This window comes from Stutzerimonas kunmingensis (assembly GCF_021432085.1).
In the GTDB taxonomy this organism is placed as follows: Bacteria; Pseudomonadota; Gammaproteobacteria; order Pseudomonadales; family Pseudomonadaceae; genus Stutzerimonas.
Genome location: NZ_CP090366.1, coordinates 13,789 through 29,069, shown reverse-complemented (window position 1 = coordinate 29,069; position 15,281 = coordinate 13,789). Strand labels below are relative to the sequence as shown.

Genomic DNA, 15,281 nt, shown 5'->3' with positions numbered 1-15,281 from the left:
CGACGGTCAGGGCTGCTCGGCGAGCCAGTCGCGGTCCTGCAGGAAATACTCGGTCAGCCGCGCTTCCGGCGTGCCCGGCTCGGGGTGCTTGTCATAGCCCCAGGCCACTTGCGGCGGCAGCGACATCAGGATGGATTCGGTACGCCCGCCCGACTGCAGACCGAACAGCGTGCCGCGGTCATAGACCAGGTTGTATTCGACGTAGCGGCCGCGGCGCAGCAGCTGGAACTGCCGCTCGCGCTCGCCGAACGGCGTGGCCTTACGCCGCTGAACGATGGGCAGGTAGGCGTCGAGGTAGGCATCGCCGACTGCGCGCATGAAGGCGAAACTGGTGTCGAAGTCCCACTGGTTCAGGTCGTCGAAGAACAGCCCGCCGACACCACGGGGTTCGTGGCGGTGCTTGATGTGAAAATAGCGATCGCACCATTCCTTGTAGCGCGGATAGACATCCGCACCGAACGGCGCACAGGCGTCCCGCGCGACCCGGTGCCAGTGCACGCAGTCTTCCTCGGCGCCGTAATAAGGCGTCAGGTCGAAGCCGCCGCCGAACCACCAGACCGGTTCCTCGCCTTCCTTCTCGGCGATGAAGAAGCGCACGTTGGCGTGGGAGGTGGGCACATACGGATTGTGCGGGTGGATCACCAGCGACACACCAAGCGCCTCGAAGCCGCGCCCAGCCAGCTCCGGGCGATGAGCGCTGGCCGACGGCGGCAGGCTGTCGCCATGCACGTGGGAGAAGTTCACCCCGCCCTTCTCGATCAGTGCGCCGTTCTCGATCACCCGCGTCCGGCCACCGCCGCCACCGGGCCGCGTCCAGGCGTCCTCGGCGAAGCGCGCGCCGCCGTCTTCGGCCTCCAGCGCAGCGCAGATGCGGTCCTGCAGATCGAGCAGATAGGCTTTGACGGCTTCGGTCCTGTGGTTCACGAAATCACCTTGCGAATGACCGCACGCAGCCCTTGAGGCGCGACTGGGCGGTGCTTTGAAACGGGGTCGGCCGGCAAGCATAGCATTCAGCCGATTGACGAACGCAGCCCCGGCGGGTTGGATAGACCCTCTTTCAATGACCAGGAGCCCGACATGTCCCAGCGCATCCAATTCAGCCAGCACGGCGGTCCCGAAGTCCTGGAACAGGTCGATATGCCGCTCAGCGCGCCGGCTGCAGGCGAAGTGCGGGTGCGCAACCATGCCATCGGCCTGAACTTCATCGACACCTATTTCCGCGGCGGTCTGTATCAGCCGCCGAGCCTCCCATCCGGGCTGGGCACCGAGGGTGCCGGTGTGGTCGATGCGGTGGGTGAGGGTGTGCAGCACCTGCAGCCGGGTGACCGGGTCGCCTATGCCACCGGCCCGCTCGGCGCCTACGGGGAGCACCACACGCTGCCGGCTCGGCATCTGGTCAAGCTTCCGGACTCCATCAGCTTCGAGCAGGCTGCCGCAGTGATGCTCAAGGACCTGACCTGCCAGTACCTGCTGCGCCAGACCCACTCGCTGCAGGCCGGCGAGACGGTGCTGTTCCATGCCGCCGCCGGCGGTGTCGGATTGATCGCCTGTCAGTGGGCGCGCGCACTCGGCGCGCAGTTGATCGGGGTGGTGGGCTCGGCGGAAAAGGCCGAGCGAGCCAAGGCCCTGGGCGCCTGGGCCACCATCGATCGTACTCGCGAGGACGTGGTGCAGCGCGTGCTGGAGCTGACCAAAGGCAGGAAGTGCCCGGTGGTCTACGACTCGGTGGGCAAAAGCAGCTGGGAAATCTCGCTGGACTGCGTCGCCCCGCGCGGCCTGCTGGTCAGTTTCGGCAACGCCTCCGGGGCCGTCACCGGGGTGAACCTGGGTGTGCTGGCGCAGAAGGGCTCTCTGTTCGTCACTCGGCCAACTCTGGCCGGCTACGCTGACACGCCGGAACGTCTGCAGGCCATGGCCGATGAACTGTTCGAGATGATCGGCAGCGGCAGGATTCAGGTCGAGATCGGCCAGCGCTACCCGCTCAGCGAAGCCGCCGAAGCCCAGCGCAAACTGGCGGCAGGGGAAACCACCGGATCGACTATTCTGCTGCCCTGACGCCGCGGCGGCTGCCTTTATAGGGACAGCCGCACAGCGGGTTTTCACCGCCGACTCAGGCCGGACGAATCACTTCGCCCGTGCGCAGATCGCGAATAACGCTTGGGTTACGTCGCCCACCCAGCGGGCCGGTGAACACGGCGTCGAGCTGACGCGGGAAATACTGCTCGACCCGCAGCCTCGAGCGCGCTGCTGGACGGCCGGCAGGGTTGGCGGACGTCGAGACCAGCGGGCCGGTCAACGCACACAGCCGCGTGACCAGTGGATGATCGGTCACCCGCAGCGCGACGCTGTCGTGCCGCCCGGTGATCCACTTCGGCAAGCGACCGCGATGCGGCACCAACCAGGTATTCGGCCCCGGCCAGGTAGCAGCCAGGCGGTCGAGCCAGCGCTCGGGCACATCGTCCAGCAGGAAGTCGAACTGCTCGATGCTGTCGGCGATCAGGATCAGGCCCTTCTCCACCGGCCGCTCCTTGAGCGCCAGCAGACGCAGCACCGCCTCTTCGTCCCATGGGTCGCAACCCACGCCCCAGACCGCTTCGGTCGGGTAGGCGATCACTCCGCCGGCGCGAACCACCCGCGCCACTTGCTGCACACGCCAATCGCCGATCATGCCGACCTCTGCCTGAATGAAAAGCCGGCAGTTTACCCAAGGCATCTGCCGTCGAGCAGGGGGCTGGGCGGTCGATTCGCAACAGCCTGCAACAGACCCTCCGCATTTCGAGCGCGCAAACAACAGGGCGTGAATCGGCAGGCGCACGACAGGTCTGCTGTGCGACTCAGCTCCGCCTAGCGCGAGATCGCCGTCCAGAAGCCGTTGTCGCAGGCCACCAGCCCGTCGACTTCCAGTTCGGTCAGCTGCGCCAGCACCTGCCCCAGCGGCTGATCGAGCGCCATGGCCAGTGCTTCACTGCTGCGCGGGGCGGCCAGCAGCTCGCGCAGCAGGGGGTTGTCCGACTGCTTCGGCGCCGGGCCTTCGCCGTCGGGCAAGTCGACGCGCTGCCAGCCGCGCAGGGCTTCGAGCACATCCTCGACCGACTCCACCAGCGCCGCGCCCTGGCGAATCAGCTGATGGCAGCCTCGGGCGCCGGGATGATGGATCGAGCCGGGAATCGCGTAGACCTCGCGGCCCTGCTCGGCAGCGAGTCGCGCGGTGATCAGCGAACCGCTCGACGGGCTTGCCTCGACCACCAGCACGCCCAGCGACAGGCCGCTGATGATGCGATTGCGCCGCGGAAAGTTGCTCGCCTGCGGTGGGCAGTCCAGTGGCAGCTCGGACACCAGCGCACCGCCTTCGTCGACGATCTGCTGGGCGAGGCCGACGTGACGCTGCGGATATAGCCGTTCGAGACCGGTACCGAGCACCGCGACGGTCTTGCCGCCGGCGTCCAGCGCGCCCTGATGCGCGGCACCATCAATGCCCAATGCCAGCCCGCTGGTGATGACGAAGCCGGCACCGGCCAGGCTGCGGGAGAACGCTCGGGCATTGTCCAGACCATTGCGCGAGGCGCGGCGGCTGCCGACCATCGCCAGCTGGGGTCGCTCGAGCAAGCCGGGATCGCCGGAAATGAACAGTAGCGGTGGCGCATCCGGCAGTTCAGCCAGCAAGGCGGGGTAGTTCGGGTCGTCCCAGCAGAGCAGATGCCGGTCCGGCTGCTCCAGCCAGGCAAGGGTGGCACTGGCACGCTCGCGGATGTCGGCGCTGCGTCGTGGCTCGGCACAACTGGCCGGCAATCCCAGCGACCGCCAGGCACTGGCCGGCGCGCTCAACGCCGATGCGGCATCGGGAAAGGCGCTCAGCAACTTGCGCAGGCGGCGTGGGCCGAGTTCGGGCAATAGATGCAGACGCAGCCGGGCTTCCAGCTCGGCAAGGGAAATGGCAGGCATGGCAAACACTCCTTGTCTCTTTGCACCGCATCCGTGCGGTGCTGTCGCAGCATGAAAAAGCCCCGCATTCGCGGGGCTCTCTTGTTTCAGGGGTTACGGACCTTGTCGCTCACCGCCAGTGAGCGGGTGGCCTGCAGTATCAGGCCGTAGCTGAGCTTGTCGTAGGTGCGGAACACCATCAGCAGGCCGGAACGCTCGTCCGGAATCTTCACGTTCTCACCCGTCACGCGGTCACGTACGGTTTCGCCGGTCTTGTAGACTGCCAGCACGTTGCCGTCCTTCAGACCGTCGCGAGCGCCCTTGTTCAGGGTGACCACGTCAAACTGGCCGATCTGGGTAACGCCGCGCGGTACATCGAGAATCACACCGTCCACCTCCGTCTCAGGCGAGCTGGGCATGAACGTCGAGTTGACCGCACGCTCCTCGCTGGGGAACAGACGATCGCCGATGCGGGCTTCCTGGGTGGTACGGGTCAGGTGCATGGTGGCGATATCGCCTTCGACTTCGACGATGTCCACGGTGCCGATGTCATCGGCGTTGATACCGAGAAATTCGCCGGTTTCCGGATCGACGTAGGTCTTGCCCTGGCGGAAGATGCCGTACGCCGGCATGTCTTCTTCGAAGCTGCCGCGGCCGTAGATGCGGTCGCCCGCGCCGCTGACCACCCGCTCGGCGTTGCCGGCGACGATGTAGGGCGCACCCTGGAACTGCTCGGCGGTGTCGACGATGCGGTTGCTCAGCAGGAAGCTGTTGATCGCTTCCAGTGGAATGGTCGGAATGGCTTCGGCCATCGGCGTGGTGCGAACGGTCGGCGACAGTTTGATGGTGCCGCGCGAGGCGCCGCGGTCGAGCACCAGACGCGGCTGGCCGTCGACGTAGACCAGGCTCAGGGTGTCACCGGGATAGATCAGATGAGGGTTGGCAATCTGCGGGTTGGCATGCCACAGCTCCGGCCATTTCCACGGTTCGCGCAGGAAGCGGCCGGAAATGTCCCAGAGTGTGTCGCCCTTCACCACCGTATAACGCTCCGGATGGTTGTCCTTGAGCTGCACCGCGGCCTGGGCGAGCCCGCCGACGGCCACCAGCAGCAGGGCGAGTAGTGATTTCCTCATGTGGTGAATCCCTTTATTATGTGCCTTCACGTAAAGCGCCCTAGCGCCGCGGAACCCTTTTGGATCGCGGCATTAAGCCGTTTTCCATGCTGCTCGGCATCTTAGCAGCGGCTTTTGACTTTATTCCATAAGTGCATCACAAACGCATATGGCCATTCTGAACATCCTTGAATTTCCCGATCCGCGGCTGCGCACCATCGCCAAACCGGTGGATGTGGTCGATGACGAGATCCGTCAGCTGATCGACGACATGTTCGAGACCATGTACGAGGCTCCAGGCATCGGCCTGGCCGCGACGCAGGTCAATGTGCACAAGCGCGTGGTGGTGATGGACCTGTCCGAAGACCGGTCCGAGCCGCGAGTCTTCATCAATCCCGAATTCGAATCGCTGACCGACGAGATGGACCAGTACCAGGAAGGCTGCCTGTCGGTACCGGGCTTCTATGAGAACGTCGACCGTCCGCAGAAAGTGCGGATCAAGGCGCTGGATCGTGACGGCAAACCCTACGAGATGGTCGCCGAAGGCCTGCTCGCGGTGTGCATCCAGCACGAATGCGATCACCTCAACGGCAAACTGTTTGTCGACTATCTCTCCAGCCTCAAGCGCGACCGGATCAAGAAGAAGCTGGAAAAGATCCATCGCCAGCAGGCTTGATCATTCCCGAATCCCGAAGGCTTGCTACGCAAGCCTTTTTTGTTAGCGAGCCCTCATGACCCAGCCCTTGCGCATCGTTTTCGCCGGCACCCCGGAATTCGCCGCTCAGCATCTGCAAGCCCTGCTCGACGCGGGCAAATCGATCGTTGCCGTCTACACCCAGCCGGATCGCCCCGCAGGCCGCGGCCAGAAGCTGATGCCCAGCCCGGTCAAGCAGCTCGCCGTGCAGCACGACATTCCGGTATTCCAGCCACAGACGCTGCGTGACCCGGCGGCGCAGGCGGAATTGGCGGACCTGCAGGCGGACCTGATGGTGGTGGTCGCCTACGGCCTGATCCTGCCGCAAGCGGTGCTCGACCTGCCGCGCCTGGGCTGCATCAACAGCCATGCCTCGCTATTGCCGCGCTGGCGTGGTGCCGCGCCGATCCAGCGAGCGATCGAAGCCGGTGACAGCGAATCCGGCGTCACCGTGATGCAGATGGAAGCGGGCCTGGACACCGGTCCGATGCTGCTCAAGGTCAGCACGCCGATCACTGACGACGACACCGGCGGCACGCTGCACGACCGTCTCGCCATTCTCGGCGCGCAGGCGGTGGTGCAGGCGATCGACGCCCTGGCCGACGGCGCGCTGACAGGGGATGTGCAGGACGATAGCCTCGCCACCTATGCGCACAAGCTGAGCAAGGACGAGGCGCGCATCGACTGGACTCGCCCGGCCGTCGAGCTGGAGCGGCTGATCCGTGCCTTCAACCCCTGGCCGATCTGCCACAGCACGCTGAATGGCGAAACGCTGAAGATTCACGCGGCACGCCTAGGCGAAGGCCAGGGCGAGCCCGGACGCATTCTCGAAGCGAGCAAGGAAGGGCTGACCGTTGCCTGCGGTGAAGGCGCATTGTCGCTGACTCGTCTGCAACTGCCCGGCGGCAAGTCGCTTGGCTTCGGCGACCTGTACAACAGCCGCCGCGAGCAGTTCGCCCCTGGCCTGGTGCTCGGTCAATGAACCCGCGCCTGGCCGCAGCCCGTGCGCTAAGTGTCGTGCTCTCGGGCAAGGCCTCGCTGGGCAGCAGCCTGCCCGAGGTACTCGGCAAGGTGGACGCGCGCGACCGCGGCCTGACCCAGGACCTGGCCTTCGGTACCGCGCGCTGGCATCCGCGCCTGGCAGGTTTGGCCGACAAGCTGCTGCAGAAGCCATTCAAGGCTGCCGATCGCGATGTCGAAGCCCTTCTGCTGGTCGGTCTGTATCAGCTGTTCCATACCCGCATCCCGGCCCATGCCGCCATCGGCGAAACCGTCGGCTGCGTCGACAAGCTGAAGAAGCCCTGGGCCAAGGGCCTGCTCAACGCCGTGCTGCGCCGCGCCCAGCGTGAGGGCGAAGCGATGCTAGCGGAGCTGGAACACGACCCGGTGATTCGCGTTGCCCATCCGCGCTGGCTGCAGAAGGCGCTCAAGGCGCATTGGCCCGAACATTGGGAAGCCATCTGCGCGGCCAATAATGCCCATCCGCCGATGATGTTGCGGGTCAATCGCCGCCAGGTCAGCCGCGACGCCTATCTGGCTGAGTTGCAGGCCGCTGGAATCGACGCCCATCCGTGCGAGTTCAGTGAGGACGGCATTCGCCTGGTTGCGCCGTGCGACGTACATCAGCTGCCGGGCTTTGCCGAAGGGCGGGTCAGCGTGCAGGATGAAGCCGCACAGCTGGCCGCCTCGCTGCTCGACCTGGCGCCGGGCCAACGCGTGCTGGACGCCTGTTGCGCACCGGGTGGCAAGACCTGTCACCTGCTCGAACGCGAGCCGCAATTGGCCGGGCTGATTGCGCTGGATCTGGAACCCAAGCGATTGGTGCGCGTTCGGGAAAACCTCGAGCGCCTGCAGCTCAACGCCGCACTGGTCGCCGACGACGCCCGTGCCACCGAGCGCTGGTGGGATGGCAAGCCGTTCCAGCGCATCCTGCTCGACGCACCCTGTTCGGCCACCGGCGTGATCCGCCGCCATCCGGACATCAAGCTGACGCGCCAGGCCGATGACATCGCCCCCCTTGCCGCGCTGCAGGGCGAGATGCTCGATGCGCTGTGGCCGACCCTCGACGTCGGCGGCATCCTGCTCTATGCCACCTGCTCGGTGCTGCCGACCGAGAACCGCGAGGTGATCGGCGCCTTCCTCGAACGCACGCCCGGCGCGCGCGAATTGGACCTCCCGGGCGGCTTCGGCCTGCAGCAGCCGCATGGTCGCCAGCTGCTGCCGCAGGAGAGCGGCCACGACGGCTTCTACTATGCCAAGCTGATCAAGATCGCGGCGCAGCCACGTGGTGTCAGTGGGTGAGTCGAAATCCCGGCGCAGTGCGCGCGGGCCCAACATGGAAGCGGCGGCAAACATCCGCCTTTCAGGAGTGATCGCGTGAAGATCATCATTCTCGGCGCCGGCCAGGTCGGCGGTACCCTCGCCGAACACCTCGCCAGCGAAGCCAACGACATCACCGTGGTCGACACCGACGGCGACCGCCTGCGCGATCTCGGCGATCGCCTGGACATCCGCACCATCCAGGGCCGCGGCTCGTTTCCGACGGTGCTGCGCCAGGCTGGGGCCGACGACGCCGACATGCTGGTGGCGGTGACCAACAGCGACGAGACCAACATGGTCGCCTGCCAGGTCGCTTACACCCTGTTCCATACGCCGACCAAGATCGCCCGCGTGCGCGAAGCGGCCTACCTGGTGCGCTCCGGTCTGTTCGCCAACGAGGCGATCCCGGTCGACGTGCTGATCAGCCCGGAACAGGTGGTCACCAACTACATCAAGCGCCTGATCGAACATCCCGGCTCGCTGCAGGTAATCGACTTCGCCGAAGGCAAGGCGCAGCTGGTGGCGGTGCGCGCCTACTACGGCGGTCCGCTGGTCGGCCAGGAGCTGCGCCAGCTGCGCCGCCACATGCCCAACGTCGATACCCGCGTGGCCGCCATCTTCCGGCGCAACCAGGCCATCCTGCCCCGTGGCGACACGGTGATCGAGGCCGATGACGAGGTTTTCTTCATCGCCGCCAGGGGCCATATCCGCGCGGTGATGAGCGAAATGCGCCGGCTCGACGAGAACTACAAGCGCATCGTCATCGCTGGCGGCGGGCACATCGGCGAACGCCTGGCCGAGGCCATCGAGAGCCGCTACCAGGTCAAGATCATCGAGATGAACCCGGCGCGCTGCCGCTACCTCTCCGACACCTTGGACAGCACCATCATCCTGCAGGGCAGCGCCTCGGACCGCGACCTGCTGGTGGAAGAGAACATCAACGAAGCGGATGTGTTCCTCGCCCTGACCAACGACGACGAGGCCAACATCATGTCCTCGCTACTGGCCAAGCGCCTCGGTGCGCGCAAGGTCATGTGCATCATCAACAACCCGGCCTACGTCGACCTGGTGCAGGGCGGCGAGATCGACATCGCCATCAGCCCGCAGCTCGCCACCATCGGTACCCTGCTGACCCACGTACGCCGCGGCGACATCGTCAGCGCCCACTCGCTGCGCCGTGGCGCGGCCGAAGCCATCGAGGTGATCGCCCACGGCGATCCGCGTTCGAGCAGGGTGATTGGGCGCCCCATCGAGCAGATCGCGCTGCCCCCGGGTACCACCATCGGCGCGGTGATTCGCGACGACCAGGTGCTGATCGCCCATGACGACACACGGATCGAGTCCGGCGATCACGTCATCCTGTTCCTCGTCGACAAGAAGCATATTCGCGACGTTGAGCGCCTGTTCCAGGCCGGCCTGACCTTCTTCTAGCGATCATTGCGGCTGCATGGACGGCCCGCCACTCGGCGGGCCGTTTCGTTTTTTCAATTACCCACGACTGCCGGCCCGATCAGCGGAAATAGACGGCATTCCCACCGATCGCCTCCATTCGATCCCGATGCCCTCCGATTTCCATTTTATGGCCAGCTTTTGTACCCTCCTGGCTTGCCGCCTGTGCGGCCTGACGATTGAGCCAAGCTATCGTCGCTCGGTTTCACCGCACCATTCGTCGTCAGAAGAGTCCCTAAATGAGCTCGAGCAATTGCCCCTCCTAGACAAATAACGATCCGATTCCTCGGGTCTCTACAAGGAACAGGAGAAACTCCATGAGGAACAGCACCATCCCGACACGCTCCCGCCGGCTGCTGATCGGCTGCGCCGCCTTGGCCAGCATCGGTTTCGCCAGCCTGACCCAGGCCGATACCCTGGAAGACATCAAGGACAGCAGCAGCGCCCGCATCGGCTACGCCAATGAAACCCCCTTCGCCTATACCGCGCTCGACGGCAGCGTCACCGGCGAATCGCCAGAGATCGTGCGCAAGGTGTTCGAGCGCATGCAGATTGACACCATCAAACCGGTACTCACCGAGTGGGGCTCGCTGATCCCCGGTCTGCGCGCCGGGCGCTTCGACCTCATCGCAGCGGGCATGTACATCACCCCTGAACGCTGCAAGCAGGTGCTGTTCACCGATCCGCACTACCGCCTGCTCGACACCCTGCTGGTGGCCGAAGGCAACCCGAAGAACCTGCGCAGCTACGAAGACATCGCCAACAACCCAGACGTGAAGATCGCCATCATGTCCGGCACGGTGAACCTCGGTTATGCGCGCAAGGCCGGCATCAAGGATTCGCAGATTCTGCAGGTCCCGGATACCACCTCGCAGCTGCAGGCCGTGCGCGGTGGTCGCGCCGATGCCGCCATCGGTACCCAGCTGACCATGAAGGGGCTGGCGGACAAGGCCGGTGACGATGTCGAGGCCATCGCCGACTTCAAGGACGATCCAGCCCGTGCCGGTTACGGCGCGCTGGCCTTCCGTCCGCAGGACAAGGCGCTGCGTGACGCGGTCAATGCCGAGCTGAAGCAGTGGCTGGGCAGCGAGGAGCATCTGAAGACCATCGAGCCATTCGGCTTTGATCGCTCCAACATCACCGACAAGACTGCCGCCGAGCTCTGCGGCGCCTGAAGCCCGTCGGGGCGGCTGGTTGGCGCCGCCGACCGCTGTCCCGCCTGTGAACGCTGACCAAGGCTGCGCCGCTGTTTGCGCAGCCTCGCTCAGCGCTCCGGAAAACCGGATAGCGCCATCATGATCGAACTGCTTCCTCTGCTGCTGCAGGGTGCCTGGGTCACCGTGAAGGTGACTTTCTTCGGCTCACTGCTGGCCATCGCCTGCGCGCTGATCGCCGCGCTGGCGCGGCTTTCGCCAGTGGCGCCATTGCGCTGGCTGGCCATCACCTATATCGAGGTCTTCCGCGGCTCGTCGCTGCTGGTGCAGCTGTTCTGGCTGTACTTCGTGCTGCCGATGCCACCGTTCAATGTCGAAATGAGTGCCTTCGCCGTGGCCGTGGTCGGCCTGGGCCTGAACATCGGCGCCTATGGGGCCGAGGTGCTGCGCGGCGCGATCCGCTCGGTACACAAGGGCCAGCACGAAGCCTGTCAGGCGCTGAACATGACGCCGCTGACACGCATGCGCCGAATCATCCTGCCGCAGGCGTTGCTCGCGGCAATTCCGCCCGGCACCAACCTGCTGATCGAGTTGCTGAAGAACACTTCGCTGGTGTCGCTGATCACCCTGTCGGATCTGGCCTTCCGCGCCCGCCAGCTGGATCAGGCGACGCTGATGACCATGGAGATCTTCGGCCTGGCGCTGGTGATCTACTTCGTCCTGGCCCAGGCGATCAACTTCGGCATGCGCCAGCTGGAACGCCGGCTGGCCCGCGGGCGGATGCGCGGAGGCCTGTCATGAATTTCTTCGACTGGCAGTTCGCCCGCGAGATCCTGCCGCGCCTGCTGGATGCCTCGCTGACCACCATCGGCATCGCCCTGGCCGGTTTCGCCATTGCCGTGGTGCTAGGTTTGTTCCTCGCCATTGGCCGCCGCAGCCGCCTGCGCTGGCTATCCTGGCCGATCACCGGACTGATCGAGTTCATCCGCAGCACACCGCTGCTGATTCAGGTGTACTTCCTTTTCTACGTGTTCCCCAACTACGGCCTCAGCCTCAGCGCGATGCAGGCGGGCATCATCGGTATCGCCCTGCACTACGCCTGCTACACCGCCGAGGTGTACCGCGCCGGCCTAGACGCGGTACCCCGTTCGCAATGGGAAGCCGTCACCGCGCTGAACATGAAGCCCTGGACGGCCTACCGCGACGTGATCCTGCCGCAAGCGCTGCGTCCGGTGCTGCCGGCGCTGGGCAACTACCTGATCTCGATCCTCAAGGACACGCCGGTGCTGTCGGCGATCACCGTGGTGGAAATCATGCAGCGGGCCAAGAACATCGGCTCGGAGAGTTTCCGCTATCTGGAGCCGATCACCATGGTCGGCCTGTTCTTTCTCATTCTCAGCCTCGGCCTCGCCTGGTGCGTGCGCCGTCTGGAAAACCGCATGGAGCTGGCCCGATGAATACGCCGATGCAGTCCACGGACACCCTGAACCCGACGCCGCAACAGCCGGAGCAGGCGCAACCTTTGGTGCGCTTCGCCGGCGTGACCAAGCGCTACGGTGAACTGACCGTGCTCGACGGGCTCGACCTGCAGATCGAGGAAGGCGAGAAGGTCGCGATCATCGGCCCCAGCGGCTCGGGCAAATCCACCCTGTTGCGGGTGCTGATGACCCTGGAAGGCATTGACGAGGGCGTGATCGAGGTCGACGGCGAGCCGCTGACGCACATGCCCGACGCCAGCGGCCAGTTGGTCCCGGCCAATGCCCGTCACCTGCGACGTGTGCGTGGCAAGGTCGGCATGGTGTTCCAGAGCTTCAACCTGTTCCCGCACATGAACGCGTTGCAGAACGTCATGGAAGCGCCGGTACAGGTGCTCGGGCTGAGCAAGCGCGAGGCCCGCGAGCGGGCAGAGGAGCTGCTGGCCATGGTCGGCCTGGAGGACAAGCTGGAGCACTTCCCGGCGCAACTCTCCGGCGGTCAGCAACAGCGCGTGGCGATTGCCCGCGCACTGGCGATGCGGCCGAAGGTGATGCTGTTCGACGAAGTGACCTCGGCGCTGGACCCGGAGCTCTGCGGCGAAGTGCTCAATGTCATCCGGCGCCTCGGCGAGGCGCACAACCTGACGATGCTGATGGTGACCCACCAGATGGGCTTTGCCCGTGAGTTCGCCGATCGCGTGTGCTTCTTCCATCAGGGCCGGATTCACGAACAGGGCAGCCCGGACGAGCTGTTCAACAACCCGCGCGAGGAACGCACCCGGGAGTTTCTCAGCGCGGTCAACGAGGCCCACTGAGCCGCTTGCAGCCCAGCCCACACGAAGACGGCGAAAGCCCCGCAACAGCTAAGACCAATGGCGTATGCTGCCGCTATTGCCCGCCGGCGGCGATGCACTAAAGTGAGGAAACGCCCCGGAGCGCTGAACCGAAAAGGTCTTCAAGATGCTCGAATCGCTGGAAAAGATGCTTTCCCAAGGCATGGACAATCCGATGCTGCGTTTCGGCCTCGGCAAGGGCTACATGGATGCCGGGCAGCCGGGGCGGGCGGCAGAGCACCTGCGCCGCTGCGTCGAACTCGATCCGAAATACTCCGCTGCCTGGAAACTGCTGGGCAAGGCGCTGCAGGCCGATGGCGACAAGCCCGGCGCCCATCAGGCGTGGGAGCGCGGAATCGCCGCGGCGAACGCCCAGGGCGACAAGCAGGCGGAAAAGGAAATGACCGTATTCCTGCGCCGGCTCGACCGGCTGACGCCCGACTGAACCGGCGCGCCGCGGCCAGCGGTCAGGTTTCGTGCACGAACTGCAGGCCGACCCCTTCGGCATCCACCCGCATCACCACCATTCGCAGTTCCGGCGCCGGAATCGGCAGGTCCTGGACCTGGCCGGTCACCTCGTCGCCGGGATGCAGCACCACCAGCTCCGGATGCCGGACGTAGACGCCGCCATCGGATAGATCACGGGTCTGCGCGAAGACCTCGCCAAAGGCCGGATGCGCAATGCGGATGCGGCACTTCATGTTGGTACGCGGATGCTGTCTCTGGTTTTGCATGCGCTCGTCCCTGTTGTTGTTGTTTGAGCCTGATCAGTACCAGCGCTTCTCGCCGGCGGGGCGTTTCTTGAAGCGCTTCATGGTCCACATGTACTGGCTGGGATAGGCGCGCACATACTTCTCGATCATTGCGCTCATCGCCGCTACGCCAGTTTCCGCATCTTCGCTGTACATCCCTTCGGGTGCGGCCTCGAGGACGACCTTGTAGCCCGAACCGTCCTCCAGACGCAATGCATGAAGGAACACCCCAACCGCCTTGCCGCCGGCGAGCATGCCGGGCACGAACTTGCTGGTCAGCGCCTGGGTGGCGAAGAAGGGCACGAAGATGCCACTGCCTTCGCTCGGCTCGGGGTCCGCCGGAATACCGACCGCACCACCGCGCCGAACCTCCTTGATGACGCTGAGAATGCCTTCCCTGGTCGAGGGCGCGACGCGATTGCCCAGCTGTACACGCTGTTGGCGCAGCAGATCGTCCACCGCCTTCAGTTTCGGCGGTCGGTAGAAGATGATCGGCCTGCATTGCGCGCAGTAGAAATGATTGAGCACTTCCCAATTGCCCAGGTGACTGGTGATGCCGACCACGCCCTTACCCGAAGCCAGCGCCGCTTGCAGCACGTCCAGGCCTTCGACTTCGCGGACCAGCTTCAGGGTCTTTGCTGCCGGCCAGATCCAGGCGCAGGCGCTTTCGGTGAAGGTCATGCCGGTTTCACGCAGGGTGCGGCCGAGCAGGGCGTCGAGTTCCGCCGGGCTCAGCTCGGGGAAGCACTTGTGCAGGTTGATTCGCGCGACGTCCCGCGAGCGGTTCGGCAGCTTCCACATCAGCCAGCCGATCATCGAGCCCAGGCCCTGGACCATGCGCCAGGGCAGTCGAGCGAACAGTCGCAGGGAGCCGACGACGATGGCACCTTTGAGCTTTTCCACACCGCACTCCGAAATTTTCAGGTTGCCTAGTCTACCTGCAACCGTCGCCGGCTTTCAGGCGCAGCGGCGGCAACGACACACGTCCTGGCAGCTCAGGCGTGCAGTGTTTCAAGCATCCCGGCCAGCTCGGCGTGGCGCTCGCAATCGGTCAGGTGGTCCATGACCATGCCGCAGGCCTGCATGTAGGCGTAGCAGATGGTCGGGCCGACGAAGCTGAAGCCGGCCTTCTTCAGCGCGCGGCTCATCGCCTCGGCCTCGGGGGAGACCGCCGGCACCTGATCGATGCGCTCGAAGCGGTTGATCTTCGGCTCGCCGCCGACGAACGACCAGACGAAACCCACCGGATCCTCCAGCTGCAACCAGGCGCGGGCATTCTGCCGCGCCGCCTTGAGCTTGAGACGGTTGCGGATGATGCCGGGGTTCTGCATGCGCTCGTCGATCTCGGCATCGGTCATGCGCGCCAGGCGTTCGGCATCGAAACCGAACAGTACCTGCCGGTAGCGCTCGCGCTTGCGCAACACGGTGATCCAGGAGAGCCCGGCCTGAAAGGCTTCGAGCAAGAGGAATTCGAACAGTACCTGCGGATCGCGGGCCGGTACGCCCCATTCGCGATCGTGGTAGTCGATGTACAGCGGGTCCGTGCCGCACCAGGTGCAACGTGGCATGTGA

17 protein-coding genes are annotated in these 15,281 nt (G+C 65.2%); 10 read left to right on the top strand and 7 right to left on the bottom strand.

Going from position 1 to position 15,281, the window contains the following annotated elements; translation table 11 throughout:
* Positions 1 to 6: 6 nt before the first annotated feature.
* On the bottom strand, positions 7 to 924 hold the full coding sequence (hemF, locus tag LW136_RS00135) for an oxygen-dependent coproporphyrinogen oxidase (RefSeq protein WP_041013095.1): 918 nt from the start codon (positions 922 to 924) through the stop codon (positions 7 to 9).
* Positions 925 to 1,077: 153 nt separating this feature from the next.
* Between hemF and LW136_RS00130 the strand changes: the two genes are divergently transcribed.
* Positions 1,078 to 2,055 carry an NADPH:quinone reductase gene (locus LW136_RS00130; RefSeq protein WP_234174330.1) on the top strand — a complete coding sequence of 326 codons (978 nt, stop codon included), beginning with the start codon at positions 1,078 to 1,080 and terminating at the stop codon, positions 2,053 to 2,055.
* Between the two features lie 55 nt (positions 2,056 to 2,110).
* Here LW136_RS00130 and tsaC read toward each other — a convergent pair whose 3' ends face one another.
* The 3 genes from tsaC to LW136_RS00115 form a co-directional block, all read right to left on the bottom strand.
* Positions 2,111 to 2,668, bottom strand: a complete 558-nt coding sequence (tsaC, locus tag LW136_RS00125) for an L-threonylcarbamoyladenylate synthase type 1 TsaC (RefSeq protein ID WP_234175301.1) — start codon at positions 2,666 to 2,668, stop codon at positions 2,111 to 2,113.
* Positions 2,669 to 2,844: 176 nt separating this feature from the next.
* Entirely contained in the window at positions 2,845 to 3,942 is a 1,098-nt protein-coding gene (gene dprA / locus LW136_RS00120) for a DNA-processing protein DprA (protein ID WP_234174329.1), read from the bottom strand.
* A gap of 86 nt (positions 3,943 to 4,028) precedes the next feature.
* Positions 4,029 to 5,054, bottom strand: a complete 1,026-nt coding sequence (locus tag LW136_RS00115) for a LysM peptidoglycan-binding domain-containing protein (RefSeq protein ID WP_234174327.1) — start codon at positions 5,052 to 5,054, stop codon at positions 4,029 to 4,031.
* Positions 5,055 to 5,202: 148 nt separating this feature from the next.
* Between LW136_RS00115 and def the strand changes: the two genes are divergently transcribed.
* The 9 genes from def (at position 5,203) to LW136_RS00070 (ending at position 13,402) form a co-directional block, all read left to right on the top strand.
* Positions 5,203 to 5,709, top strand: a complete 507-nt coding sequence (def, locus tag LW136_RS00110) for a peptide deformylase (RefSeq protein ID WP_014818507.1) — start codon at positions 5,203 to 5,205, stop codon at positions 5,707 to 5,709.
* Between the two features lie 55 nt (positions 5,710 to 5,764).
* Positions 5,765 to 6,709: a methionyl-tRNA formyltransferase gene (fmt, locus tag LW136_RS00105; protein WP_014818506.1), complete on the top strand. Its 945-nt coding sequence runs from the start codon at positions 5,765 to 5,767 to the stop codon at positions 6,707 to 6,709.
* The gene (gene rsmB / locus LW136_RS00100; RefSeq protein WP_234174326.1) at positions 6,706 to 8,028 is read left to right on the top strand and encodes a 16S rRNA (cytosine(967)-C(5))-methyltransferase RsmB; all 1,323 of its coding nucleotides are present in this window, start codon (positions 6,706 to 6,708) and stop codon (positions 8,026 to 8,028) included. Before fmt ends, rsmB begins: the two co-directional genes overlap by 4 nt.
* 75 nt (positions 8,029 to 8,103) lie before the next feature.
* A complete protein-coding gene (trkA, locus tag LW136_RS00095) occupies positions 8,104 to 9,477 on the top strand; it encodes a Trk system potassium transporter TrkA (RefSeq protein ID WP_234174324.1) in 1,374 nt (457 codons plus the stop codon).
* A 335-nt stretch (positions 9,478 to 9,812) separates the two neighbouring features.
* Positions 9,813 to 10,670: an ectoine/hydroxyectoine ABC transporter substrate-binding protein EhuB gene (gene ehuB, locus LW136_RS00090; protein WP_234174322.1), complete on the top strand. Its 858-nt coding sequence runs from the start codon at positions 9,813 to 9,815 to the stop codon at positions 10,668 to 10,670.
* Between the two features lie 120 nt (positions 10,671 to 10,790).
* Positions 10,791 to 11,450 (top strand): ectoine/hydroxyectoine ABC transporter permease subunit EhuC, encoded by a 660-nt coding sequence (ehuC, locus tag LW136_RS00085; protein ID WP_234174321.1) that lies wholly within the window; start codon positions 10,791 to 10,793, stop codon positions 11,448 to 11,450.
* Positions 11,447 to 12,106, top strand: coding sequence for an ectoine/hydroxyectoine ABC transporter permease subunit EhuD (gene ehuD / locus LW136_RS00080; RefSeq protein ID WP_234174319.1), 660 nt, complete (start codon positions 11,447 to 11,449; stop codon positions 12,104 to 12,106). The genes ehuC and ehuD overlap by 4 nt, the downstream gene beginning before the upstream one ends.
* On the top strand, positions 12,103 to 12,939 hold the full coding sequence (gene ehuA, locus LW136_RS00075; protein WP_041013091.1) for an ectoine/hydroxyectoine ABC transporter ATP-binding protein EhuA: 837 nt from the start codon (positions 12,103 to 12,105) through the stop codon (positions 12,937 to 12,939). The genes ehuD and ehuA overlap by 4 nt, the downstream gene beginning before the upstream one ends.
* A 145-nt stretch (positions 12,940 to 13,084) precedes the next feature.
* Positions 13,085 to 13,402: a tetratricopeptide repeat protein gene (locus LW136_RS00070; protein WP_014818499.1), complete on the top strand. Its 318-nt coding sequence runs from the start codon at positions 13,085 to 13,087 to the stop codon at positions 13,400 to 13,402.
* Between the two features lie 22 nt (positions 13,403 to 13,424).
* Here LW136_RS00070 and LW136_RS00065 read toward each other — a convergent pair whose 3' ends face one another.
* The 3 genes from LW136_RS00065 to LW136_RS00055 form a co-directional block, all read right to left on the bottom strand.
* Positions 13,425 to 13,691 (bottom strand): PilZ domain-containing protein, encoded by a 267-nt coding sequence (locus LW136_RS00065; protein ID WP_014818498.1) that lies wholly within the window; start codon positions 13,689 to 13,691, stop codon positions 13,425 to 13,427.
* Between the two features lie 33 nt (positions 13,692 to 13,724).
* A complete protein-coding gene (locus LW136_RS00060; RefSeq protein WP_234174317.1) occupies positions 13,725 to 14,612 on the bottom strand; it encodes a lysophospholipid acyltransferase in 888 nt (295 codons plus the stop codon).
* A 92-nt stretch (positions 14,613 to 14,704) separates the two neighbouring features.
* Positions 14,705 to 15,277: a DNA-3-methyladenine glycosylase I gene (locus LW136_RS00055; RefSeq protein ID WP_234174316.1), complete on the bottom strand. Its 573-nt coding sequence runs from the start codon at positions 15,275 to 15,277 to the stop codon at positions 14,705 to 14,707.
* Between the last annotated feature and the right edge of the window lie 4 nt (positions 15,278 to 15,281).